The 24,156-nt window shown below is 67.0% G+C and carries 21 protein-coding genes; 7 read left to right on the plus strand and 14 right to left on the minus strand.

The annotated features are described in order from the left end of the window. Positions 1 to 9 precede the first annotated feature (9 nt). The 4 genes from V3B30_RS11810 to V3B30_RS11825 form a co-directional block, all read right to left on the minus strand. The gene (locus V3B30_RS11810) at positions 10 to 1,029 is read right to left on the minus strand and encodes an SPOR domain-containing protein (RefSeq protein WP_262083155.1); all 1,020 of its coding nucleotides are present in this window, start codon (positions 1,027 to 1,029) and stop codon (positions 10 to 12) included. 80 nt (positions 1,030 to 1,109) lie between these two features. Then, the gene (gene folC / locus V3B30_RS11815; protein WP_100471415.1) at positions 1,110 to 2,381 is read right to left on the minus strand and encodes a bifunctional tetrahydrofolate synthase/dihydrofolate synthase; all 1,272 of its coding nucleotides are present in this window, start codon (positions 2,379 to 2,381) and stop codon (positions 1,110 to 1,112) included. Between the two features lie 41 nt (positions 2,382 to 2,422). After that, on the minus strand, positions 2,423 to 3,067 hold the full coding sequence (locus V3B30_RS11820) for a histidine phosphatase family protein (RefSeq protein WP_100471414.1): 645 nt from the start codon (positions 3,065 to 3,067) through the stop codon (positions 2,423 to 2,425). A 201-nt stretch (positions 3,068 to 3,268) separates the two neighbouring features. Continuing rightward, positions 3,269 to 5,434, minus strand: a complete 2,166-nt coding sequence (locus V3B30_RS11825; RefSeq protein ID WP_262083154.1) for a S46 family peptidase — start codon at positions 5,432 to 5,434, stop codon at positions 3,269 to 3,271. Positions 5,435 to 5,732: 298 nt separating this feature from the next. On the opposite strand from V3B30_RS11825, the gene tdh reads away from it, so the two are divergent. Beyond that, on the plus strand, positions 5,733 to 6,755 hold the full coding sequence (gene tdh / locus V3B30_RS11830; RefSeq protein ID WP_010483949.1) for an L-threonine 3-dehydrogenase: 1,023 nt from the start codon (positions 5,733 to 5,735) through the stop codon (positions 6,753 to 6,755). Positions 6,756 to 6,939: 184 nt separating this feature from the next. Here the strand turns inward: tdh and V3B30_RS11835 are convergent, their stop codons facing one another. Further along, positions 6,940 to 7,635 carry a TorF family putative porin gene (locus V3B30_RS11835; protein WP_262083153.1) on the minus strand — a complete coding sequence of 232 codons (696 nt, stop codon included), beginning with the start codon at positions 7,633 to 7,635 and terminating at the stop codon, positions 6,940 to 6,942. Between the two features lie 201 nt (positions 7,636 to 7,836). On the opposite strand from V3B30_RS11835, the gene kbl reads away from it, so the two are divergent. Next, positions 7,837 to 9,045: a glycine C-acetyltransferase gene (gene kbl / locus V3B30_RS11840; protein WP_005415440.1), complete on the plus strand. Its 1,209-nt coding sequence runs from the start codon at positions 7,837 to 7,839 to the stop codon at positions 9,043 to 9,045. An 88-nt stretch (positions 9,046 to 9,133) separates the two neighbouring features. Here the strand turns inward: kbl and V3B30_RS11845 are convergent, their stop codons facing one another. The 4 genes from V3B30_RS11845 to V3B30_RS11860 form a co-directional block, all read right to left on the minus strand. Further along, positions 9,134 to 9,469: a hypothetical protein gene (locus V3B30_RS11845; RefSeq protein ID WP_100471410.1), complete on the minus strand. Its 336-nt coding sequence runs from the start codon at positions 9,467 to 9,469 to the stop codon at positions 9,134 to 9,136. An 84-nt stretch (positions 9,470 to 9,553) separates the two neighbouring features. Further along, complete coding sequence (locus V3B30_RS11850) at positions 9,554 to 10,360, minus strand: pseudouridine synthase (RefSeq protein WP_238381531.1); 807 nt, start codon at positions 10,358 to 10,360, stop codon at positions 9,554 to 9,556. A 20-nt stretch (positions 10,361 to 10,380) separates the two neighbouring features. Beyond that, positions 10,381 to 10,887 carry a hypothetical protein gene (locus V3B30_RS11855; RefSeq protein ID WP_065176011.1) on the minus strand — a complete coding sequence of 169 codons (507 nt, stop codon included), beginning with the start codon at positions 10,885 to 10,887 and terminating at the stop codon, positions 10,381 to 10,383. Between the two features lie 217 nt (positions 10,888 to 11,104). Continuing rightward, entirely contained in the window at positions 11,105 to 12,196 is a 1,092-nt protein-coding gene (locus V3B30_RS11860; RefSeq protein WP_049416163.1) for an OmpA family protein, read from the minus strand. Positions 12,197 to 12,553: 357 nt separating this feature from the next. On the opposite strand from V3B30_RS11860, the gene V3B30_RS11865 reads away from it, so the two are divergent. From V3B30_RS11865 to V3B30_RS11885, 5 genes are all read left to right on the plus strand, one after another. Continuing rightward, positions 12,554 to 13,573 carry a zinc-binding alcohol dehydrogenase family protein gene (locus V3B30_RS11865; RefSeq protein ID WP_262083152.1) on the plus strand — a complete coding sequence of 340 codons (1,020 nt, stop codon included), beginning with the start codon at positions 12,554 to 12,556 and terminating at the stop codon, positions 13,571 to 13,573. A 129-nt stretch (positions 13,574 to 13,702) separates the two neighbouring features. Then, positions 13,703 to 14,344: a hypothetical protein gene (locus V3B30_RS11870; RefSeq protein ID WP_100471407.1), complete on the plus strand. Its 642-nt coding sequence runs from the start codon at positions 13,703 to 13,705 to the stop codon at positions 14,342 to 14,344. A 101-nt stretch (positions 14,345 to 14,445) separates the two neighbouring features. Further along, a complete protein-coding gene (locus tag V3B30_RS11875) occupies positions 14,446 to 16,476 on the plus strand; it encodes an NADPH-dependent 2,4-dienoyl-CoA reductase (RefSeq protein WP_100471406.1) in 2,031 nt (676 codons plus the stop codon). 296 nt (positions 16,477 to 16,772) lie between these two features. Continuing rightward, positions 16,773 to 17,231, plus strand: coding sequence for a cell wall hydrolase (locus V3B30_RS11880; RefSeq protein WP_004145661.1), 459 nt, complete (start codon positions 16,773 to 16,775; stop codon positions 17,229 to 17,231). An 84-nt stretch (positions 17,232 to 17,315) separates the two neighbouring features. After that, positions 17,316 to 17,927, plus strand: a complete 612-nt coding sequence (locus tag V3B30_RS11885; RefSeq protein WP_049434020.1) for a glutathione S-transferase N-terminal domain-containing protein — start codon at positions 17,316 to 17,318, stop codon at positions 17,925 to 17,927. A 69-nt stretch (positions 17,928 to 17,996) separates the two neighbouring features. Here V3B30_RS11885 and V3B30_RS11890 read toward each other — a convergent pair whose 3' ends face one another. The 5 genes from V3B30_RS11890 to V3B30_RS11910 form a co-directional block, all read right to left on the minus strand. Continuing rightward, positions 17,997 to 19,052, minus strand: coding sequence for a suppressor of fused domain protein (locus V3B30_RS11890; RefSeq protein WP_100471404.1), 1,056 nt, complete (start codon positions 19,050 to 19,052; stop codon positions 17,997 to 17,999). Between the two features lie 46 nt (positions 19,053 to 19,098). Then, positions 19,099 to 19,602: a hypothetical protein gene (locus V3B30_RS11895; RefSeq protein WP_262083151.1), complete on the minus strand. Its 504-nt coding sequence runs from the start codon at positions 19,600 to 19,602 to the stop codon at positions 19,099 to 19,101. A 216-nt stretch (positions 19,603 to 19,818) separates the two neighbouring features. Then, positions 19,819 to 21,699 (minus strand): propionate--CoA ligase, encoded by a 1,881-nt coding sequence (gene prpE, locus V3B30_RS11900; RefSeq protein ID WP_262083150.1) that lies wholly within the window; start codon positions 21,697 to 21,699, stop codon positions 19,819 to 19,821. A gap of 628 nt (positions 21,700 to 22,327) precedes the next feature. Continuing rightward, positions 22,328 to 22,942, minus strand: coding sequence for an RluA family pseudouridine synthase (locus tag V3B30_RS11905; protein ID WP_100471400.1), 615 nt, complete (start codon positions 22,940 to 22,942; stop codon positions 22,328 to 22,330). Between the two features lie 123 nt (positions 22,943 to 23,065). Continuing rightward, positions 23,066 to 24,052 carry a malate dehydrogenase gene (locus tag V3B30_RS11910; protein WP_262083149.1) on the minus strand — a complete coding sequence of 329 codons (987 nt, stop codon included), beginning with the start codon at positions 24,050 to 24,052 and terminating at the stop codon, positions 23,066 to 23,068. Between the last annotated feature and the right edge of the window lie 104 nt (positions 24,053 to 24,156).

Below are 24,156 nucleotides of genomic sequence, written 5' to 3' on the forward strand. Positions count from 1 at the left end.
GCGCGTGGGTCATGGGTGCGGTCGGACCATGCCGGCCACGCCGACCTTGGCGGCGACCTGCGCCTTCAACTGCTCGGCGTCAGCCCGGTTGGCCACCGGCCCGACGCGGACGCGATGCAGGGTGCCCTTTTCGGTGCGCACCTGCTCGACGAAAGCACTGAAGCCGGCGGCACGGACCTTGTCGCGCAGCGCATTGGCATCGTTGGCCTGGCCGAACGCGCCCAGCTGCACAGCGAAGCCGACGCCACTGGCCGCCGGTGCGGCCGGCGTGGCCGGTGCCGCCGCCGGCTTGCTGGCGGTGGCCTCCGGCTTCGGCTCGGGCTTGGCTTCCGGCTTCGGCGCCGGCTTGGGCGGTTCCGGCTTGGTGGCCGCCGTCGGCGTGCTCGGCGGCAGGCTTTCGCTGCGCACCGGGTTGCTGGTGGCCGACGGCGTAGTGGCCGCAGCCGGGGCGCTGGCAGTCGGCGCCGGCGTGGCGGCGACCGCCGCACTGCTGCCTGCTGCCGCGTCCAGGGCGATGACTTCGGCCTTTACATCGGCGCGGACCTTCACCGCCTGCAGGCGGGCAGCCTCGGCCTGCGCACGGTCGGCATACGGTCCGACGCGCACACGCCACGCCTGGCGCCCGTTGATGGTGGTCGTTTCGGCAAAGCCCGGCAGCTGCGAGCGCTGCAGGTAGGCGATGACCGCGTCGGCGTCGGCCTTGCTGCCGTAGGCGCCAAACGTGACGGCGTAGTTGCCGGCGGCAACGGCCGGAGACGTGTCCACGGTCGGCGGAGTGGCCGGGGCGGCGGCCTCCTGCAGGGGCTTGGCCTGCCCGGCCTGCAGGCCGGTGGCTCCACCGGCCGGAGCAACCAGCGGCAGCTCACGGGTTTCGAACTGGCCATCGGCCGGTGCATCCGGCGCGGCGATCGGCACCGAGGCCACACCGCTGTCCGGCGCCGGTCCCTTGACCAGCATCGGCAGGAAAATCACGGCCAGCGCGACCAGCACGATGGCACCAATCAGACGCTGTTTCAGAGGCGTATCCACGTGAGGCGGCAACTGTCCGGAGGTTGCAGTCGATTATACGGGTGCCGGACCGGACGGCGTCGGCATTGGCTGAACGCGGATCAGGCGGCGCCCTGCAACCATTGCAGCGCGGCAGCAGCGGTATGGAAGGAGCCGAACACCAGCACGCGGTCACCGCGTTCGGCCCGTGACAACACCTGTGCCAGCGCCTGTTCGACGCTATCAACCCGCTGTGCCTGGGCCGCAGCCGTGCTGGCCAGGCGCGCCTGCAACTGGGCAGCGCTCTGCCCGCGCGGGCCGTCCAGGCCCGCCAGGGTCCACTCGCCGACCACGTCCTGCAGCGCCTGCACCACGCCTACCACGTCCTTGTCCTGCAGCGCGGCGTATACCGCGAGGGTGCGCCCGGCTGCCGCTTCGGCCTTCAGCGCGCGCGCCAGCTGGCCCGCCGCCTGCGGGTTGTGCCCGACGTCGACGCGGATCTGCACACCCTCCCGCTCGAACGCCTGCAGGCGGCCAGGGATGCGCGCCGCCGCGATACCGGCAGCCCACGCGGCGCGCGGCACCGGCTTGTCCAGCGCACGCAGCGCAGCGATGGCAGCACCCGCATTGGCCAGCTGGATCGGGCCGGCCAGCGCCGGCGCCGGCAGTTCCATGCGCAGGCCGACGTCGCGCCAGCGCCAGCGCTGGGCATCGATCGGCTCGTAGAAGTAATCGCTGCCACCCCGGATCGCATTGGCACCGACCAGGTAGGCACGTGCGAGCACGCTCGAGGGCGGATCGGTCTCGCCCAGGATCACCGGCTTCCAGCCACGGATGATGCCGGCCTTCTCGGTGCCGATCGCTTCGCGGTCCTCGCCCAGCCATTCGGCATGGTCGATGTCCACGGTGGTGATCACGGCCACGTCGGCATCGATGATGTTGACCGCATCCAGTCGACCGCCCAGGCCCACTTCCAGTACCGCCAGGTCCAGCCCGGCGTCGGCGAACAGCTGCAGCGCGGCCAGCGTGCCGTACTCGAAATAGGTCAGCGTGATCTCGCCACGCGCGGCCTCGACTGCGTTGAACGCAGCGACCAGCGCGGCATCGTCCACCTCCTGCCCGTCGATGCGCACGCGCTCGTTGTAGCGCAGCAGGTGCGGCGAGGTGTAGGCGCCGACCTTCCAGCCCGCCGCGCGCGCAATGGCTTCGATGAAGGCCACGGTGGAGCCCTTGCCGTTGGTACCACCGACCACGATGGTGCGCTGGGCCGGCGTCCCCAGCCCCATCGCCGTGGCTACGGCGCGCACGCGCTCCAGGCCCATGTCGATGGTCGCCGGGTGCTGGCGTTCAATGTAATCCAGCCAGTCGGCCAGGGTGGTCGGGGTGTTCGTCACGGCAGCGGTTCCAGCAGAAGCAGTTGATGCGGGAGGATGGATCAGAGAGCGCGGTGCTTGGCTTCACCGAAGAACGGGGTGTGGTGGGCGCAGTCGTTCAGGCGCACCACCTCCAGGCTGTCCAGGTCGGCGCCTTCGAGCAGGTTGAGCGTGGTCGGTGCCTGGCGGAAGGTCCACAGACGGGAGATCGGCAGGCCCAGCACCCTGCACAGGATCACCCGGTTGACCGCGTCATGGGCGACCACCAGCAGGGTGTCGTGTTCGCCAAGGCCTTCGGCAGCGCGGGCAAGGCCGCGCCAGCTGCGCTCCAGCACCAGGCGAAGCGATTCGCCGCCGGGCATCAGAACGGTATCCGGTTCCTCGCGCCAGGCCTGCAGGCGCGACGGATCCTTCTCGTGGATCTCGCTGGCCAGCAGCCCTTCCCATTCGCCATGGGCGATTTCCTGCAGCTCCGGCTCGGTCAGCAGCATGTCGGCACGGGCGGCGCCGAGCGCCAGCTGCGCGGTGCGCTGCGCGCGCGACAGCGGCGAGGCGACGGCACGGGTGATGTCGACCGAGGCCAGGCGGGCACCCAGTGCCTGGGCCTGGGCTTCACCGATCGGCGAAAGCGGGATGTCGATCTGGCCCTGGTAGCGGCCTTCGGCGTTCCACGGCGTTTCGCCGTGGCGGGCAAGCAGGATGCGCATGCGTGCAAGGGGTCCTGGGGGGAGGAGGTTTCCGCGTTTCGTTCACATCCTGTGAAGTACGCGGAACAGCGATGATACCTGTTCGGCGCACCGGGCCGGGCCGGGCATGAAAAAACCCCGCGACCTGCGTCGCGGGGTTCCGGAGTTTCCGGTCATTGGGTCGAGGTTTGCCGGCCAGCGGCCGGCACTACCGCAACCGGGTTATTTGGCCAGGTTCAGTTCCTTCAGCAGCTCCGGTGCCGGCGCCACTTCCTGCATGATCCACTGCATGTAGCGGCTGTCGACCGCGATCATGCGGGTCATCACCGGGTCGAACACCCAGTTGGAACTGACCGATTCCCAGTTGCCGTCGAAGGCCAGGCCGACCAGCTTGCCGTTCGCATCCAGCACCGGCGAGCCGGAGTTGCCACCGGTGATGTCCAGGTTGGACAGGAAGTTCACCGGCACCGAGCCGACGCGCTTGTCTTCCAGGCCGCCGTAGCGCTTGGCCTTGGCCGCGTCGAGCAGCGCCTTGGGCGCATCGAACGGATCGACGCCGGTGTCCTTGGCGACGATGCCTTCCAGCGTGGTGAACGGGGTGTAGGCCACGCCATCCTTGGGCTCATAGCCCATCACGTTGCCGAAGGTGATGCGCAGCGACAGGTTGGCATCGGGGTACACGAACTCGCCCTGGCTCTTCTTGTAGTCGGCCAGTGCCTGCAGGTACAGCGGGCGTGCGGTCAGCGACTCGCCTTCGCGGATCTTCTTCTGCTCTTCCTGCTTCAGCAGCGACGGCATGATCGCCACCGCGTACTGGATGGCCGGGTCGGTGCTGGCTTCGAACGCAGCGCGGTCGGCCTTGAACCACTTCAGGCGCGCATCCAGGCTGCCCAGCTCGGTGCCCGACAGCTTGCTCACCAGCGCCTTGACGGCGCTGGCATCGCTGCCGCCCAGCCATTTGTTCAGCACGTCGTTGTTGCGCTGCGCGGCCGGCAGGGCAACGTACTGCTCCAGCCAGTAGGCCTGCAGCTGCTGGTCCATCTTCGCCACATAGCGGCGATCCATCTGCTTCAGGCCGCCTTCCAGGGTCGGCAGGTCGCGCTGCTGGTAGCCGACCTCACGCTCGGCATCCGGCTTGCTGCGCTCGATCGACAGGCGGTACAGGGTGATCGCTGCGCCAACGGCCGAGGTGTTGTTGAACTGACCGACGAACAGGTCGCGTTCGCGGGTCGACCTGCTGGTATCCAGGTGCTTGAGCAGCTGCGCGTGCGCCGCCAGGGCCGGCTTGCCGGCGGCGCCCTGCTTCTTCAGCCAGGCCAGCACGGCGGCTTCTTCAGCCTGCTTCTGGCCAGCGGCGTCGATGCGCTTGAAGCCTTCCAGCTGGCCGGCGTAGTTCTTGGCCACGTTGTTCATGCTGGCCGCGGTGGCGGCGTACTTCACCTTGACGTCGGCGTCGGCCTTGCCCGCCTCATCGATCATCTTCAGCACCGCGTTGTAGTGCTTGGCGATGGTCGGGTAGGTCCAGCTGGCGGTTTCGTTGAACTCACCGGCCAGCGCGTAGCGGTTGGTGCGGCCCGGATAGCCGGCCACCATCACGAAGTCTCCGGCGCCGAGCGGCTGGTCGGTGAACTTCAGGAAGTGCTTGGGCTGGTACGGCACGTTGTCGGCCGAGAACGCGGCCGGCTTGCCGTCCTTGCCGACGTAGGCGCGGTAGAACGAGAAGTCGCCGGTGTGGCGCGGCCACATCCAGTTGTCGACGTCGCCGCCGTACTTGCCGACGCTGCCCGGGGGCGCGTAGACCAGGCGCACGTCCTTGATTTCCATGTTGCGGAACAGGCGGTAGGTGTTGCCGCCGGAGAAGGTATACAGGCGGCAGCGGAAGCCTTCCTCGGCCTCACACGCGGCGACCTGGGCCTTGTCGAAGGCGTCCAGCGCGCGGCTGCGGGCCAGCGGGTCGTTGCCGGCGGCGGCAATGGCCGCCTTGGCCTGGGCGGTGACGTCGGTGATCTGGTCGAGCACGTAAACGCGGGCGTTCGGGCCGGCGCTCAGCTCATCGCTGTGCTTCGGCGCGTTGAAGCCGTCCTTGATCAGGTTCTTCTCGGCCGTCGAATTCAGCTGGATCGCACCGTAGGCGCAGTGATGGTTGGTGACCACCAGGCCCTGCGGCGAAACGAAGCTGGCGGTGCAGCCGCCGAGGGCGACGACCGCGCCCATCGGGTCGCCGGTGAGGTTGGACAGCTGCTGCGGGGACAGCTTCAGGCCGGCCTTCTGCAGCGGACCGGCAATTTCCGGCAGCTGCTGCGGTACCCACATGCCTTCAGCGGCATGGGCGACCTGGGCCAGCCCGAGGCTGGCGACGATGGAGAATGCAAGCAGGTTCGAGCGCATGGAGCGGCCCCTGGTAGTGGAACCTTCGATTGTAGCCCGCCGCCCTGCCCCGGCCCGAACCCCGGAAGTCATGGGCTCACTTCGTTCCGCCGCGCGCACGGGAACCCTCCTGAGGGGGCGTGGTCGCCCCCTCCCCCGAACCAGGGAGGCGCTGCTGTTTGCAGTACGTTCGAAACGCCCGCTGGCGCACGCCTTTCGTTCCGCCACTGCACCCGCAGCGCAACATGGGAAATCCGCGCGGCACCCTATAATCCGCGCTTTCCCCCTGACGAGTTCCACCCCGATGGCGCAGCAAACGATGAAGGCCCTGGTCAAGCGCGAAGCAGCCAAGGGCATCTGGCTGGAAGAAGTTCCGGTTCCGACCCCGGGCCCGAACGAGGTCCTGATCAAGCTGGAGAAGACCGCGATCTGCGGCACCGACCTGCACATCTACCTGTGGGACGAGTGGAGCCAGCGCACCATCAAGCCGGGCCTGACCATCGGCCACGAGTTCGTCGGTCGCGTCGCCGCGCTTGGCTCGGCGGTGACCGGCTACGAGATCGGCCAGCGCGTCTCGGCCGAAGGCCATATCGTCTGCGGCCACTGCCGCAACTGCCGTGGCGGCCGCCCGCACCTGTGCCCGAATACCGTCGGCATCGGCGTCAACGTCAACGGCGCCTTCGCCGAATACATGGTGATGCCGGCCAGCAACCTGTGGCCGATCCCGGACCAGATCCCATCGGAGCTGGCCGCGTTCTTCGACCCGTACGGCAACGCCGCGCACTGTGCGCTGGAGTTCAACGTCATCGGCGAAGACGTGCTGATCACCGGTGCCGGCCCGATCGGCATCATCGCCGCCGGCATCTGCAAGCACATCGGTGCGCGCAACGTCGTGGTGACCGACGTCAACGACTTCCGCCTGAAGCTGGCCGCCGACATGGGCGCCACCCGCGTGGTCAACGTCGCCAACCAGTCGCTGAAGGACGTGATGAAGGAACTGCACATGGAGGGCTTCGACGTGGGCCTGGAAATGAGCGGCAACCCGCGCGCGTTCAACGACATGCTCGACTGCATGTACCACGGCGGCAAGATCGCCATGCTCGGCATCATGCCCAAGGGCGCTGGCTGCGACTGGGACAAGATCATCTTCAAGGGCCTGACCGTGCAGGGCATCTACGGCCGCAAGATGTACGAGACCTGGTACAAGATGACCCAGCTGGTGCTGTCCGGTTTCCCACTCGGCAAGGTGATGACCCACCAGCTGCCGATCGACGACTTCCAGAAGGGCTTCGACCTGATGGAAGAAGGCAAGGCCGGCAAGGTTGTTTTGAGCTGGAATTGACCCGGCACACGGCGACGCCGGGCATGGCCGGGCGCTACCGGAAAGAAAAGGGCGCCCTGTGGGCGCCTTTTTCATGTACCGCTGCCTGTCTGGAGGAGAGCCCCCTTGTTGTTCAAGGGGGGGCGCCAACGGCGCAGGGATAAGGTGAAATGCGCGGGGCAATCGCCGGTGCCGCAGGCCCCGGTTATTGCCCGATCGCGACCGACAGCATCACCCGGCTGTGGGCCAGCTTGCCGGAGTTGTCGCGGCCGTTGCCGTCGGTGCCGTAGTAGCCCAGGCCGACGTTGAACAGGCCGAACTGGCGCGCGACGCCGACGTTCCAGTCGGTGTAATCCTTGGCGATGCCATCCTCGAAGGTACTGCGACCGACGTTGGCATTCAGGGCGAAGTCCTTCGGCAGGCCCCAGCTGCCGCCCAGGCCGAAGTACCAGCCATCGGTGCTGCTGTTCCATACATCGTTGGTGTAGGCCACCGTCAGCTTGTAGGTGTCATCCAGCGTGGTGGTGGTGATCAGCTCGTTGTAGTTCTGGTGGCTGGACTTCAGGTAGGTGTAGCGGTTCAGCAGCACATCAACGTTGACGCGCTCGGTGACATCCACGCCGTAGCCGATCAGGTAGTCGACCTCGGTCTTCGGATCACCGGCACCGAAATCCACGCCCGAACCCCACACGCCGGCATACAGGCCAACCGGGCTGGTGTAGGTGAAACCGGCCTGCAGGGTCGGATCCTCGTCGGTCTGCGACACACCACGGAACAGGTAATCGGAAACAGCGGTGACGTTCCAGCTGTACGGCGATTCGTTTTCCTGGGCGCTGGCGGCGAACGGGGCGGCCAGGGTCAGGGCAGCGGCAATGGCGAGGCAGGCACGGGCGTGCTTCATGAGCGTCTCCGGTGGGGGCGGTGGCGAGGCGTGGAAGGCGGAAGCAGCCGGAGCGCGACAGCTCCGGTTCACGAATTCTTAACCAGTTTGCTATTGCGATGCAACATGCGCCGACCATGGCGATGGCCCATCCGGCCCGGTCGGCGAACGGCGATGCCCGGTAGAATCAACGGTTTCCCCGTTCAGAGCCGTGCCCACGCCATGACCGACGCCTCCTCCGCCCTGACCCGCCACTACGCCGAGGAACTGGACGCCATCCGCGCCCAGGGCCTGTTCAAGTCCGAGCGGATCATCACCAGCCCGCAGTCCGCCGAGATCACCCTCGACGACGGCCGCAAGGTGCTGAACTTCTGCGCCAACAACTACCTGGGCCTGGCCGACCACCCGGACCTGATCCAGGCCGCCAAGGACGCGCTGGACACGCACGGCTTCGGCATGGCCTCGGTGCGCTTCATCTGCGGCACCCAGGACCTGCACAAGCAGCTGGAGAAGCAGATAGCCGATTTCTTCGGCAAGCAGGACACCATCCTGTACGCGGCCTGTTTCGATGCCAACGGCGGCCTGTTCGAGCCGCTGCTCGGCGAGAACGACGCGATCATTTCCGATGCACTGAACCACGCTTCGATCATCGACGGCGTCCGCCTGTGCAAGGCCAAACGCTTCCGCTACGCCAACTGCGACATGGCCGACCTGGAAGCGCAGCTGCAGGCCGCTGATGCCGCCGGCTGCAAGACCAAGCTGATCACCACCGACGGCGTGTTCTCGATGGACGGCTTCATCGCGCCGCTGGACGAAATCACTGCGCTGGCGAAGAAGTACAACGCACTGGTGCACATCGACGAATGCCACGCCACCGGCTTCCTTGGCGCCACCGGCCGTGGTTCGGCCGAGGTCAAGGGCGTGCTGGAAAAGATCGACATCATCACCGGCACCCTGGGCAAGGCCATGGGCGGCGCCCTGGGCGGCTTCACCTGCGCCAGTGCCGAGGTGATCGAACTGCTGCGCCAGCGCTCGCGTCCGTATCTGTTCTCCAACTCGCTGCCGCCGCATGTGGTGGCCGCCGGCATCAAGGCGTTCGAAATGCTGGCTGCCGCCGACGACCTGCGCAGCACCCTGGCCGAGAACACCGCCTACTTCCGCGAGAAGATGACCGCCGCCGGCTTCGACGTGAAACCGGGCGTGCATCCGATCAGCCCGGTGATGCTGTATGACGCACCGCTGGCGCAGAAGTTCGCCGAGCGCCTGCTGGAAGAAGGCATCTACGCGATCGGCTTCTTCTTCCCGGTGGTCCCCAAGGGCCAGGCCCGCATCCGTACCCAGATCAGCGCCGCGCACAGCCGCGAGCACCTGGACCGCGCGATCGATGCCTTCACCCGCATCGGTGTCGAACTGGGCGTGGTCAAGGGCTGATCATGGCCGGGGTCGGATCCCTTTCCTGCGGAAAGGGCTCTGACCCCACCGGTCAAGGCGTGTCGACCAAGGTCGACACCCACAGGCGTCACTTCTTTTTCTTCTTGTCCTTGGGCTGGTCCTTGCTGGCCACCACCACCGGCTTGGCGGCGGCGTCCTGGCCGTTGCCTTTGGCGACACGGATCCCGTTGGCCTTCATCCAGGCATCGAACTCATCGGCGGTCATCTTCTTGTCGCCGTTGCTCATCAGGAAGCGGTAGCTGCCGCGACCATCCAGCTCCGGCGTCTTTACTTCCACCACCGGGGTCTCGGCAGGCGTTTCCGCCTTGGCCACCTTCTTGTGGCCGCCACAGGCGGTCAGCAGCACCATCGGCAGCAGCAGGCCTGCACAGCGCAGGGTTTGGTTGAGGGTCGGGTGGTACATGGCAGGCTCCGTTCGGGAATGTCGACAGCCAGGCGCCCCCTACGCCTGGAACGGTGGCCGGCAACTGCCGGCCGTGGGCGGTGATCAGCCCGGTGCGGCGGCCCCCAGCCGCTGCTGGTCGCTGACCTCCAGTACCCGCCATTGCCCCTTGCCGAGATCGCCGAGCAACAGCCCACCGATCGCGACCCGGACCAGGCGCAGCACCTGCAGGTCAAAGGCCGCCAACAGGCGGCGGATGTGGCGGTTGCGGCCCTCGTCGAGGACCACCTCCAGCCACGCGGTCTTGTCACCGCTGCGCAGCACGCGCACGGCCAGGGCGACGAGGAACTCGCCCTCGTCTTCGACACCGGCGCGCAGCGCTGCCAGGGTGTCCTCGTCAGGCAGACGATCCACCTGCACGTGATAAGTCTTCTGCGGCCCGGTCTCCGGGTCGGTCAGGTGCGCCGCCCATTGCGGATCATTGCTGAACAACAACAACCCTTCGCTGGCCTTGTCCAGGCGCCCGACCGGCGCGATCCACGGCAGGCCGGCACCATCGAAGCAGCGATACACGGTGTCGCGACCACGCTCGTCCTGCGTCGTTGTCACCACGCCGCGCGGCTTGTTGAGCATCAGGTACATGCGCTGCGGCGCACCCATCGGCTGGCCATCGACTTCGATCGATGGCGCAGGCTGTCCAATCGGGAACTCGGGATCGCGCACGATGCGGCCGGACACACGCACGCGGCCTTCGGCGATCCAGCGCGCGGCCTCGCTGCGCGAGCACACGCCGGCCTTGGACAACACGCGCGCCAGGCCATGGCGCACGCCACTGGAGGCATTCGGAACCGCACGCCCACGCGGTGCGTGGGAGCGGGCGGCGGGGGTGGCAGGTGGGCGGCGCGTGCGCAAGCCTCTGCTCCCCGCGGCGCTTACTTCTTGTCGACCGGCTTGGTCTCAGCCGGTGCTTCGGCCGCAGCCGGAGTGGCGACCGGCGCCGGACGCGCCTTGACCACGCGCACGCCGCGCGCCTTCATCCAGGCATCGAATTCTTCGGCGGTCATGCGCTTGCCGTTCTGGCTCATGTCGAAGCGCCACGGCGTGTTGTCGAACTCGGTCTGCGGCTTGTAGGCCGCCGGATCGTTCGGCTTCACCGCCGGCGCGCTCGGGATGGCCTTGGCGATGTTCTGGCAGCCGTCGATGCGCAGGCGCTGCAGCACCTGGTCCAGCGACTGCGATGGATCGTAGTTGCTGCTCAACACGCCAGCCGGCATGCCAAGCTGGTTGCCACGGATGTACAGCTCGTCGGCCACCGGTGCGATGGTCGTGGCCGGCAACGGCAGCGGCGACGCGCTGGTGTTGACCGAGCAATCGACCGCAGCGTGGGCGGCGGGAACCAGGGCCAGCGCCAGGACGGCGGCCGATGCAGAGCGCAGCATGAGGACATCCACGGAAGGAAGTGACGCGGCGAGTTTAGCAATGCCGCGCCAGCTTTCAAGCGCCACTTTCAATGAATACGGCAACTCATTGGTTTTATGGACAAAAACCCGACGAGCGGCTGCCCTCGCGCATGAAGATCCAGGTTCCTGGCCGCAGAAACAACAAGACCCGGCCGAAGCCGGGTCCTGCTGTGTCTTACTTGCAGAGCGTCAGAACTTAGTTCTGGACGTTCAGCTCGGTACGACGGTTCTTGGCGCGACCTTCCGGGTTGTCCGAACCATCCGGGTTGGTGTTCGGAGCAATCGGACGGCTCTCGCCGTAGCCGATCGGGCCGACCAGGCGACCGGCGTCAACGCCGTTCTTGGTCAGGTAGTTGTACACGGCGGTGGCACGACGCTCCGACAGCTTCTGGTTGTAAGCGTCGGTACCCTTCGAGTCGGTGTGACCGGCGACTTCAACGCGCAGATCCGGGTAACGCTTCAGGATCTCGGTGGCTTCGCTCAGGATCGCCACGGCGTCCGGACGCAGGTTCGACTTGTCGAAGTCGAAGTTGACGCCCTTCAGGTCGATGGAGACCGGAACCGGGCAACCGTCCGGACCGATGGTCTGACCCGGCTGCGAGTTCGGGCACTTGTCGTCGCAGTTGTTGACGCCGTCACCGTCGTCGTCCAGGTCGGCGCAGCTCGGGGCAACCGGAGCCGGAGCCGGAGCAGCCGCGACCGGAGCCGGGCCCAGCGGGATCACGACGCCGACCGAAGCCAGCACGTCGCCGAACCAGCTCTCGTCACGTGCGGCGATGCTCTGGTCGTCGAAGTCAGCGCGGTAGGCCACTTCGGCGCGGACAGCAACACGCTTCTCGAAGGTGGTCTGCAGGCCGACGCCCAGCTTGGCGGCAACATTGCCGTCCTTACGCTGGCGCGGGCCGTTGTTGTCGAGCGCAGCGTACTCTTCTTCCGACTTCTGGTAGCCCAGGCCACCGACGATGTACGGGTTCCAGCCGCGGCCTTCCTTGATGAAGTGGCGACGCAGGTCCAGCGAGACGCCGTACTGCGACCAGTTCAGGTCCTGGTTGCTGTCGAAGTTCGGGTTCTGGTAGTTCAGCTCACCGTCCAGCGACCAGTTCGGGCTGATGAACTTACCCAGGCCCAGGGTCACGAACGGAGCGTCATTGGTCAGACGGTCGCTGTCCTGGAAGTTGAAGCCGGCCGAACCGGTCAGGTACCAGCGGTCATCGAACTCCTGCGCCGAAGCTGCCTGGGCGAAAGCCAGGCCGCCCAGCAGCGCGGCAGTAAGGATCTTCTTGTTCATTGAGTACAGCTCCTATTTCGGGGGTATGAAACCGGTAGAGGCATGGGCCAGCACTAGTGCGTCGATGTACGACAGCCGATTCAGCACGCCACCGCCGCGAACATTATGCTCAGGCGGGTGAAGGCCATGTTAACAGTCCCGTAACATGTGAAGTGTTGCGCCCGACCGTCCGCCGGTCCGACGTTGAAACCCTATACAGGATGATGAAAATCCGCAAGACCCACACGCTGCAAGGGTTTGACGGGGTTTAAGCGGCAAAAACGACATATTGCGCAACGCGCTGCAGGACACGGTTCAGCAGGTTTGCGGAAACGTGAGGAACCTTATGATGGGATCACGAACCCAGCCGGAGCCGTGATGAAAGCCGTCGCCCTGAGTCGTGAATTCGCCCCTGCCCTGCGTGATGTCCTCCTGCCTCCGCCGCTGCCGCCACGCGGCCGCGACCTGCTGGTCCGGATCGAAGCGGTATCGGTCAACCCCGTCGACGGCAAACAGCGGGCCGCCACCGATCCGGCCACACTCGACGTTCCCCGGGTGCTGGGCTGGGACGCAGCCGGTGTGGTCGAAGCCATCGGTGACGAGGCCAGCCTGTTCGCCTCCGGCGACGAGGTCTACTTCGCTGGCGACGTGACCCGGCCGGGCTGCAACGCCCAGTACCAGTGGGTGGACGAGCGCCTGGTCGCCCGCAAGCCGACCACGCTCGACTTCGCGGACGCCGCCGCGCTGCCCCTGACCACGCTGACCGCCTGGGAGCTGCTGTTCCAGCGCATGCCCCTGCACCTGGATGATCGCCGCCATGGCGGCCAGCACCTGCTGGTGATCGGCGGCGCGGGCGGCGTGGGCTCGATGGCGATCCAGCTGGCCCGCCATGCAGGTTTCGAAGTGATCGCCACTGCCTCGCGCGAGGCCTCGATCGATTGGTGCCGGCAGATGGGGGCCACGCACGTGATCGACCACCGGCAGCCACTGCAGCCACAGTTGCAGGCGCTGGGCATCGATGCGGTCCAGGTTGCGCTCAATCTGGCCGACACCGATCACTACTGGGATGAGCTGGGCCAGCTGCTGGCACCGCAGGGCCATGTCGGCCTGATCGTGGAGCCGCGTGGCGCGCTGCGCATCGGCGATCCCTACAAGGCCAAATGCATCGGCATCCACTGGGAATTCATGTTCGCGCGCTCGCGCTTCGCCACTGCCGACTGCATCGAGCAGCACCGCATTCTCAGCCGCGCGGCCAGCATGATCGATGCCGGCCAGCTGCGTGGCACGCTCAGTGAAACGCTGGGCACGATCAATGCCACCAATCTGGACATCGCGCATGAACGCCTGGCCAGTGGGCGCACGGTGGGCAAGCTGGTGCTGGTGGGCTGGGACGACTGACGCCTCATGTAACGCCCCACCGGCAGGCTGGACGCTGCCTGTAGCGGTGGATTGACCGGCATCTGTATCTATGGACCAAGCGAAAACGGGGATACGGTGGAAACAGATTCCTCCCCCCCGAGCGTCGCCATGCCTACCGCCCTGCCCCTGCGCCTGCTGCAACTGATCACCGGCCTGTTCCTGTATGGCTTCGGTGCCTCGCTGATGATCCGCGCCGCCATCGGCGTGGCGCCCTGGGATGTGCTGTCGCAGGGCATCGCCGCACAGACGCCGCTGTCCTTCGGCCTGGCGACCAATGTCATCGGCGCACTGGTGCTGTTGCTGTGGTGGCCGCTGCGGCAGAAGCCGGGCGTCGGCACCGTGCTAAACGTGATGCTGATCGGTCCCTCCGCGCAGTTCGGGCTTTGGCTGCTGCCACCGGCCGTTGGCCTGGGCTGGCAGTTGGCGATGTTCTGCGCCGGTATGCTGCTGGTCGCGCTGGCCACTGGCCTGTACATCGGCGCCAAGCTCGGCCCCGGGCCGCGCGATGGCCTGATGACCGGCCTGCATGCCCGCACCGGCTGGCCGATCTGGAAGGTACGCAGCCTGATTGAAGGCAGCGTATTGCTGCTGGGCTGGTGGCTGGGCGGCAATGTTGGCCTCGGCACCCTCGCCTTCGCCCTGCTGATCGGCCCGTTGTGCGGAGTGACCCTGGGCTGGTTCGGGATTGGCCGCCCACCGGTGGGTAGCGCCGGGCCGCGCCCGGCGAGCGCGCAGCGCGGCCACGGGTAGTCATGTACCCGGCCAACGGCCGGCACCGCCCGCCAAGCAACCCTTGCCCCGGCCGCCGTTTCGCGGCACGCTTCGCGCTTCCGTACGCAAGCGTATCGACCATGTCGCCAGCCAACGAAAGTGCCTACCCCCATCTGTTCGCCCCGCTGGACCTGGGCTTCACCCAGCTGCGCAACCGCGTATTGATGGGCTCGATGCACACCGGCCTGGAAGATCGCGCCCGCGATTTCCCGCGGCTGGCGGCCTACTTCGCCGAGCGCGCCGAGGGCGGCGTCGGCCTGATCGTCACCGGCGGCTTCGCGCCGAACGTGGTCGGCTGGCTGAAGCCGTTCGGCGGCAAGCTGTCCTGGCCCTGGGAAGTGCGGCCGCACCGCCAGCTCACCGCCGCCGCACACCAGCACGGCGCGAAGATCTGCCTGCAGCTGCTGCACGCCGGCCGTTACGCCTACCACCCGTTGTCGGTGGCACCGTCGAAGCTGAAGGCACCGATCAACCCGTTCACCCCGCGCGCGCTTTCGGCCGGCGGCGTCGAGCGCCATATCGCCGACTACGCACGCAGCGCGAAGCTGGCCCGCGAGGCGGGCTACGACGGCGTGGAAGTGATGGGCTCGGAGGGCTACCTCATCAACGAGTTCATCGCCCCGCGCACCAACAAGCGCACCGATGCCTGGGGCGGCGACGCGCGCCAACGCATGCGCTTCGCGGTCGAAATCGTACGCCGCATCCGCGAGGCCTGCGGTCCGGACTTCATCATCATCTACCGGCTGTCGCTGGTCGACCTGGTGGAAGACGGCAGCAACTGGGAAGAGATCGTGCAGCAGGCGCAGGCGATCGAGGCGGCCGGCGCGACGATCATCAATTCCGGTATCGGCTGGCATGAAGCGCGCATCCCGACCATCGCCACCTCGGTACCGCGGGCTGCATTCGCCGGGGTCACCGCCAAGCTCAAGCCGCATGTGACACTGCCGCTGGTGGCGACCAACCGCATCAACATGCCCGAGGTGGCCGAACGCATCCTCGCCGATGGCGGCGCCGACATGGTGTCGTTGGCGCGCCCCCTGCTGGCCGACCCGCAATGGCCAAACAAGGCCCGCGCCGGCCGCGCCGAGACGATCAACACTTGTATCGCCTGCAACCAGGCCTGCCTGGATCACGTATTCGAGAACAAGCTGGCCAGTTGCCTGGTCAATCCGCGCGCCGCCCACGAGACCGAGCTGGTCTATCACCCGGCCCACGCGCCGAAGAAGGTCGCCGTGGTCGGTGCCGGCCCGGCCGGCCTGGCCTGTGCCACCGTCGCTGCCCAGCGCGGCCACCACGTCACCCTGTTCGATGCCAGCGACGAAATCGGTGGCCAGTTCAACGTGGCCAAGCGCATCCCGGGCAAGGAAGAGTTCCACGAGACCCTGCGCTACTTCCGCCACGCGCTGCAGGAAACCGGTGTGCAGCTGCGCCTCGGCACCCGCGCCGATGCCACCCAGCTGGCCGGCTTCGACGAGGTGGTGCTGGCCACCGGCATCACGCCGCGCAAGGTCGACTTCCCCGGAGCTGATCACGCCAAGGTGGTCAGCTACCTGGACGTGCTGCTGGGCCGGGTCGAAGTAGGTGCCAATGCGGCGATCATCGGCGCCGGTGGCATCGGCTTCGATGTCGGCGAGTTCCTCAGCCACGCCGGCGAGTCACCCTCTCTCGACCCGCAGCGCTGGATGGCCGAATGGGGCGTGGACGGCACCTTCGAGGCCCGCGGCTCGCTGGCCCAGCCGCATGCCGAGGCCTCACCGCGCCGGCTGTGGCTGCTGCAGCGCAGCCCGGGCAAGCCCGGCGCGCGCCTGGGCAAGACCACTGGCTGGATCCATCGCGCCACGCTGAAGGCCAAGGGCGTGCGCATGCTCGGCGGCGTCGAGTACCTCGGCGTGGACGACGAAGGACTGCGCATCCGCGTGGACGGCAGCGAACAGCTGCTGCCGGTCGACCATGTGGTGATCTGCGCCGGGCAGGAACCGAACCGCATGCTGCAGGCCGAATTGCAGGCGGCCGGCATCAACGCGCAGCTGATCGGCGGTGCCGATGTGGCCGCGGAACTCGATGCAAAACGCGCCATCGATCAGGGCAGCCGGGTCGCTGCCGCGCTCTGACAAGCGCCTGAATGGGGGGCGGAATGTGATTTTCGTCACCCCCGTTGAACCTGAATGTCAAGCCGAGCGGTTCACGATGCGTTCGGCTACGCCCCCCTACCTTGCGCCATCTTTCCGCTCACCAGCCAGTTTCCGGTGAGCCGGCGCAGCCCCTCGATCGGTACTGATCGTTTCTTTTGGGGCTGCCCACGGGGCGGCCCCGATGGCCGCCTCCCCATGACGCCAAGTCGTGCCCCGCCTCCTGTCGCCCTGCGGCCGGAACCGGAGTGTGCGGCCCATACGGAGCAAGGAGTTATATGAAACTGGCCTGGATTCTCTGGCTGTCGCAGTTGTTGCCGCAGCCGGCCGCTGATTCATTGTGTTTGAGCACCACCGTTTACCTGGAAGCCCGCGACCAGACCCTGCGTGGCCAGCAGGCCGTCGCCGAGGTCGCACTGCGCCGTCTCGACAGTGGCCTGTGGGGCGACTCGATGTGCCAGGTGGTCACCGCACGCAAGCAGTTCGCGCCGACCATCGTCTCCCCCGGCACCCAGCTGGGCAACGACGCGGCCTGGAGCGAGGCGATGAACGTGGCCTTCGACGCCGAGCGCAACTGGGCGCTGCCGGCCGGCGAGCGCCGCGAGATCGTGCCCGGTGCCAGCCACTTCGCCGCGCTGGCCATCGCCAGCCCGAACTGGCGCAACGCCTACCAGGTGGCCACCATCGGCGATCACACCTTCTACAAGGTGCAGAACCTCAAGCCGCGGCAGTCGTAACGATCCGTGCTGGCGGCAGCGTTGCCGCCCGCCGCCAGGCTCTGGGATAGTGGGCGTTTCCCGCCCGCATCACCTGGAGTTCCCATGAAGCTGTACAGCAAGCCCGGTGCCTGTTCCACCGCCGACCACATCGCCCTGCAGTGGACCGGCCAGCCGTTCGAGGTTGAACTGCTGAACAAGGACACCCTGAAGGGTCCGGAATTCCTCAAGATCAATCCGGCCGGCGCCGTTCCCGCACTGGTAGACGGCGACTTCGTGCTGCTGCAGAACGCCGCGATCATGGGCTACATCGCCGACAGCTTCCCGCAGGCCGGCCTCGGCGGCGATGGCAGCCCGCGTCAGCGCGCCGAAGCCACCCGCTGGCTGGCCTTCGTCAATTCCGACGTGCACCCGGCCTTCTCGCCGCTGTTCGCGCCAGGCAAGTTCATCGCCGACGAGAGCCAGTTCGATGCGATCCGCGCCGCCGCGCACAAGCGCCTGCGTGGCCTGTTCGAGACCGCTGACAAGCAGCTGGCCGACAAGCCCTGGCTGGCCGGCTTCCGCAGCTTTGCCGACCCGTACTTCTACATCACCCTGCGATGGGCCGCCGGCACCAAGGTCGACCTGTCCGGCCTGGACAACCTGGCCGCCTACAAGGCGCGCATGGACGCCGATGCCGGCGTGCAGGCCGCGCTGAAGGCCGAAGGGCTGGCCTGAGCCTGACCTGGGGGGTCAGAGCCGCTCGCGTGGCGAACGGATCTGACCCCATCGGTTCCATCGATCCGCTCAGCCGATCTGGCGGATCACTTCGCCCTTGGCATCGCGCAGGTAGGTCGGCACCACTTCAATGCGCAGTGCCCCCGCCACCGGGTAGATGCCGCGCTCGGCGCGCACGCCCGCCAGGGCCTGCAGCCCCGTTTCATCCAGCGCCCAGCGCGCGCTGTCTGCCGACACCACGCCGGCGTCACCGCGCGCGGCCGGTATGAATTCCCACTGGCGCTCGCGGCTGGCCAGCTCCAGCGATTTGCCGTGGCGCAGGCGCAGCGGCAGCAGCTCGCATACGCTGGCCACCTGGCCGGCACCGAGCACCAGCGTGGTGGCGCCCGCCTCCTGCCGCCAGTCCAGCGTCTCGATGAACAGCATGCCGGTGCTGGAGCCCTCACGCTCGCTGCCGGCCTGCACCTGTGCCGCCAGTGCCGGATCTTCCAGCAAGTTGCTGCGATGCAGGTCGCTGATCCAGAGCGGCATCGCCGGCTGCAGTGCCTGCAGCACGCCGCGCGTCGACCAGCGCTTGACCGCCTCCATCTCCTCATCCGTCAGCCCGACCAACTGCAGGAACAGCAGGTGACCGTTGGCGGTATCGCGTGCGGGAAGCTGCGGGTCGGCGATGAAGGCCAGATGGCACAGCCGCGTGCCGGTCTCCAGCGCAATGGGACCGTTGGCGTTGAGGTGGTGACCATCCTCGAACACGTTGCCACTGCCGAACACATAGCGCGCCAGGTTCTGCAGCAGGTTCATCGGCCACACCGGCGGCGTGCTGCCGGCGTTCTCACCGGCTTCGGCAGCGAGGCGGAAGGTCAGCTCGAAACCATAGCCGCTGGCGGCGACATCACTGCTCTCCTTGGCGTACAGCTCGGAGAAGCCGTAGGTGATGTAGTGCCAGTGCGGGATCGGCGTTTCCGCCCAGTACACGCTGATGCCATCCAGCGGATCCTGGCCACCGAGCGTGTACGGAAGCGCGGTGCCGAAGTGGCGCGGCTCCTGGCCGGCATACAGCGGCGCCAGCGCCGCATTGATCGCGTCCCAGCCTGGGGTGTCGGTGTCGTCGTGGTCGTCCTGCACGCGGGACTCCTTGTGGGGAAGTGAACCGATCACTTTACGCGGTGGCTCAGGCCTGCACGACCTCAGTGCCAGCGTTCACCAGGGCCGCCTGGGTTTCCTGCCACCAGCGCTGCGCCAATGCCGGGCTGCGCGCCTTGCCCACCGCCGCCAGCAGTTCCGGGCACAAGCGCTCCAGCGCCAGCGCATCGGTGCAGCGTTCGATCTTCAACTGCATGAAGTAGCCCTTCAGGCCCAGGTGGCGGCGCACCGCCTCGCTCATCGCAGCGTACAACTGCTGGTACAGCGCCGGATCCTGTTCGCGGCCGGTGCTGATACCACGCGCCGGCGCCACCTCTGCGCTTCCGCCGATCACTTCGATCAGGCCTTGTGCGGCCAGCTGTTCCAATGCATCGGGTGGTGCGCGCAGGCCTTCGAACAGGCCACGCAGCTCGGTGTCGTCGCGATGGCCATCGACCATCAGCAGGATTGAACGCAGTGCCGCCGGCAGGCGCCGGCTACGGTCTTCGATTTCCTGACGGCCAGCAGCCGTCTTGGCGTGCAGCAATGCCATTGCCTCCCCCCTCCCTTGATGCGCAATGCCAGCGCACCCTCGCGGGCACGCCCCCCTGGGTGCCATCCCCGGGCGGCACGCGCGTTCCCCGGCGCGCGCCGCGTGTTGCAGGTCGATGACAGGCCGAGCTTAGCGCAAGTGCGCAGAGTAGTGCCGGTCGCTGGCCGGCAACCTGGGGATCGATGGGGGTGCCGGCCAGCGGCCGGCGCTACCTGGTCAACGGCCCAGCGCCCGGCGGATCTCCTCCAGCGCGCTGGGGTCGTCCAGTGTGGACAGGTCACCCGGGTCGCGCTGCTCGGCCAGCGCCTGCAACGAGCGCCGCAGCAGCTTGCCGGAACGGGTCTTGGGCAGCGCGTTGACCACGTGCACGTGCGCCGGGCGCGCCACCGCCCCAAGCGAGGTGGTCACCGTGGCCATCATCTCGGCTACCAGCGCCGCCGTATCCTCGCCATCCAGCCCCTGCTTGAGGGTGACGAATACCAGCGGCACCTGCCCCTTCAGTTCGTCCTTGACCCCGATCACAGCGGCCTCCGCCACGCGTGGATGGCTGGAGATGGCCTCCTCGATCTCGCGCGTGCCCAGTCGATGCCCGGCCACGTTGATCACATCGTCGGTACGGCCAAGGATGAAGGTGTAACCATCGTCGTCGCGGATCGCCCAGTCCAGCGAGCTGTACAGCAGTTCCTTGAAGTGGCTGAAGTAGCTCTGCAGGAATCGGTTGTCGTCGTTCCACACCGTGCTCATGCAGCCCGGCGGCAAGGGCGGCGACACCACCAGCACACCCTTCTGCCCCGGGGCGACTTCCTCGCCGGTGTTCTCGTCGATCACCTTCATCCGGTAACCAAGGTTGGGGAAGCCCGGTGAACCGAAGCGCACCGGCTTCATCTCCAGGCCCGGCAGCAGGGTCAGCGCCGGCCAACCGGTTTCGGTCTGCCAGTAGTTGTCGATGATCGGCTTGCCTAGCGCTTCGCTGATCCAGTGCGCGGTCGGTTCGTCCAGCGGTTCGCCCGCCAGGAACAGGTACTTCAGCGCGCGCAGGTCGTGGCGATGGATGAAATCCGCGTCGTGCTTCTTCAGCACGCGAATGGCGGTGGGCGATGAGAACATCGTGCGCACGTTGTACTGCTCGCACAGCGCCCACCAGATGCCGGGGTCCGGGTTGGTCGGCAGCCCTTCGTACAGCAGCGAGGTGCAGCCGCCGATCAGCGGGCCGTACACATTGTAGGAATGGCCTACCGCCCAGCCGACATCGGAAGTGGAGAACATCACCTGTCCCAGCTTGCAGTCGAACACGGTTTCCATCGACTGTGCCATCGCCACCGCGTAGCCGCCGACATCGCGCTGCACGCCCTTCGGCTTGCCGGTGGTGCCGGAGGTATACAACAGGTAGCTCGGCTCGCTCGCTTCCAGCCACTGCACCGGCACATCGACTTCACCAACCTGCGCACGCAGCTCGGCGTACTCCACATCGCGGCCCGGCACGCGTGGTTCGGCGGCATCCAGTCCGCGCGACACGATCAGCACGTGCGGCGGCGGCGACGCGGCTTCGGCGCAGGCGGCGTCCACCATCGGCTTGTACGGAATCAATTTGCCACCGCGCATGCCGGCATCGGCGGCGATCAGCAGCTTGGGCTTGGCGTCGTCGATGCGCAGCGCCAGGTTGTGCGCGGCAAAGCCACCGAACACGACCGAATGCACGGCGCCGATGCGCGCGCAGGCCAGCATCGCGAACACGGCTTCGGCCATGTTCGGCATGTAGATCACCACACGATCACCGTGACCGACGCCGAGATGCTTGAGCACGGCGGCGAAGTCGTTCACTTCGCGATACAGCTGGCGGTAAGTGATCTCGCGGGTGCTGTTGGTCTCGGTGGAAATAGCGACCAGCGCAAGCTGCTCGGCACGCTCGGCCAGGTGCCGATCGACCGCGTTGTAGCAGAGATTGGTCTCGCCGCCGACGAACCAGCGCCGGAACGGCGGATTGCTGTAGTCGAGCACCTGCTGCGGCGGTGTGTGCCAATGGATGCGCTTGGCTTCCTCGCCCCAGAAGGCCTCCGGCTCGTCGATCGAGCGACGGTAGGTTTCCTCGTAGTTCATGACGCAGCCCTCCCAGACAAAGTCATGGGTTCGAGGATAGTCCGGCGCTGCCGCGCGGGCCGCCCTACCTTGGTAGGGGGTGGGGTTTTGTTCTGCAGGGCTTGCAGCCCTGCACCTGCCCAAGCCGAAGCAACAGCAGAAGCTGGCTTACTGGGGGATGGCGGGGTGGGTCCGGTTGCGGGGGACGCCGTGAATCCGTCCATGGAGGCTCGGTCGCCGCATCCATGCGGCTCACGCCCCCGCAACCGGACCCACCCCGCCTTCGACAGTTCTCCGCGATCTGTCGGAACGACGTTCTGCCTTGGTGGGTGTCGACCTTGGTCGACACCGTAGATCCACGCCATGCGTGGATGCATTTCGATTTCAATTCGAAATATTCGATTCCGATTGAGATTCAGCCACGCATGGCATGGATCTACTGGCTGCCGGCCAACTGTCGAAGGCGGGGCACTGTGGGTTTGCGGGGTGTGAGCGGCATGGATGCCGCGACCAAGCCCCCATGGATGGGTTTACGGCGTCCCCGCAAACCCACAGTGCCCCGCCATCCCACGGAATGCCGCGTTGGCTTTTGACGTTGCCGTTGCTTGAAGACAGGTGCAGGGCGCAGCCCTGCCGACACACTTACTCTCTAGAAGGGAGCCGCAGACTCGAACGCGAGCACCTCGCCTGTCACCGGATGGGTGAACCACAGGCTGCGCGCATGCAGATGCACGCGCTGCGAAGGCGCGGCGTCATACAGCACGTCGCCAACGATGGGATGGCCGAGACTGGCCATGTGCAGGCGCAGCTGATGGCTGCGGCCGGTGACCGGCTCCAGCGCCACCCGGGTGCGTCGCGCCTCAACATCGCGAGCCAGTACGTGCCAGCGTGTCAGCGCCGGCTTGCCACGTTCATGATCGATCCTCTGCTTCGGCCGGTTCGGCCAGTCCACGATCAACGGCAGGTCCACTTCGCCGGCATCGCCATCGAGCAGCCCCTGCACCACCGCTTCGTACCGCTTGCCGACCTGGCGCTGCTCGAACTGCATCGACAACGCCGCCTGCATTTCCTTGCCACGCGCATGCAGCAGCAGGCCGGAGGTCACCTGGTCCAGCCGGTGGACGGTCAACGCGTCCGGGTACAACGCCTGCAGGCGCGCGACCACGCAGTCCTGGTTGTCTGCGCTGCGGCCGGGCACGGACAGCAGGCCGGCCGGCTTCTCGGCCACCAGCAGCGCGTCATCGATGTAATGCAGGTGGATCATGCGGTTCCGTATCCGTCCAAACAAAAACGGGGAAGCCGAAGCTTCCCCGTTTTCTGCGTATCGGCCAACGGCCGGTACCTACCTCGATGGAAGACGTACCGGCCAGGGCCGGCACCGCCTGCATCAGCCCAGCAGGTGGGCGACGCCGGCGCGCTCTTCTTCCAGCTCGGCCAGGGTCTTGTCGATGTACTTCTGGCTGAAGTCGTCGATCGGCAGATCCTTGACCAGGGTGTACTTGCCGTTCTCGGTGGTCACTGCGAAACCGAAGATCACGCCTTCCGGAATGCCGTAGGAACCGTCGGAGGGCACACCCATGGTGACCCACTTGCCGTTGCTGCCCAGCACCCAGTCACGCACGTGGTCGATGGCAGCATTGGCGGCCGAAGCAGCCGAGGACAAGCCGCGGGCTTCGATGATCGCCGCGCCGCGCTTGCCGACGGTCGGGATGAAGGTATTGGCGTTCCACTCCTGATCGTTGATCGCATCGGCGATCGACGCACCATCGGCGGTGGCGAAACGGTAGTCCGGGTACATGGTCGGGCTGTGGTTGCCCCACACGACCAGCTTCTCCATGCCACCGACCGGCTTGCCGAGCTTGGTCGACAGCTGGCTCAGCGCGCGGTTGTGGTCCAGGCGCAGCATGGCGGTGAAGTTTTCCGGCTTCAGGTCCGGGGCCGACTTCATGGCGATGTAGGCGTTGGTGTTGGCCGGGTTGCCGACCACCAGCACCTTCACGTCACGGCTGGCGACCTTGTTCAGCGCCGCGCCCTGGGCGGTGAAGATCTTGGCGTTTTCCAGCAGCAGGTCCTTGCGCTCCATGCCCGGGCCACGCGGACGTGCACCCACCAGCAGGGCGATGTCAGCGTCCTTGAACGCGACTTCAGCGTCGTCGGTGCCGACCATGCCGGCCAGCAGCGGGAAGGCGCAGTCTTCCAGTTCCATCATCACGCCCTTCAGGGCGGCCTGGGCCTTGTCGACCGGCAGCTCCAGCAGCTGCAGGATGACCGGCTGGTCCTTGCCCAGCATTTCGCCGGAGGCGATGCGGAACAGCAGGGCATAACCGATCTGGCCGGCGGCGCCGGTCACGGCAACACGAACGGGTGCTTTCATGGGGGTTTCCTCTTGCTTGCAAGCGTTTGATGGGACGCCGCGGGCGTGGCCACGCAGGCCTGGCGGGCGGCGGGGAACAGGGAAACGGCCACCCGTGGGTGGCC

The sequence above is a fragment of the Stenotrophomonas sp. SMYL41 genome (assembly GCF_036319965.1).
Classification (GTDB): Bacteria; Pseudomonadota; Gammaproteobacteria; order Xanthomonadales; family Xanthomonadaceae; genus Stenotrophomonas; species Stenotrophomonas maltophilia_R.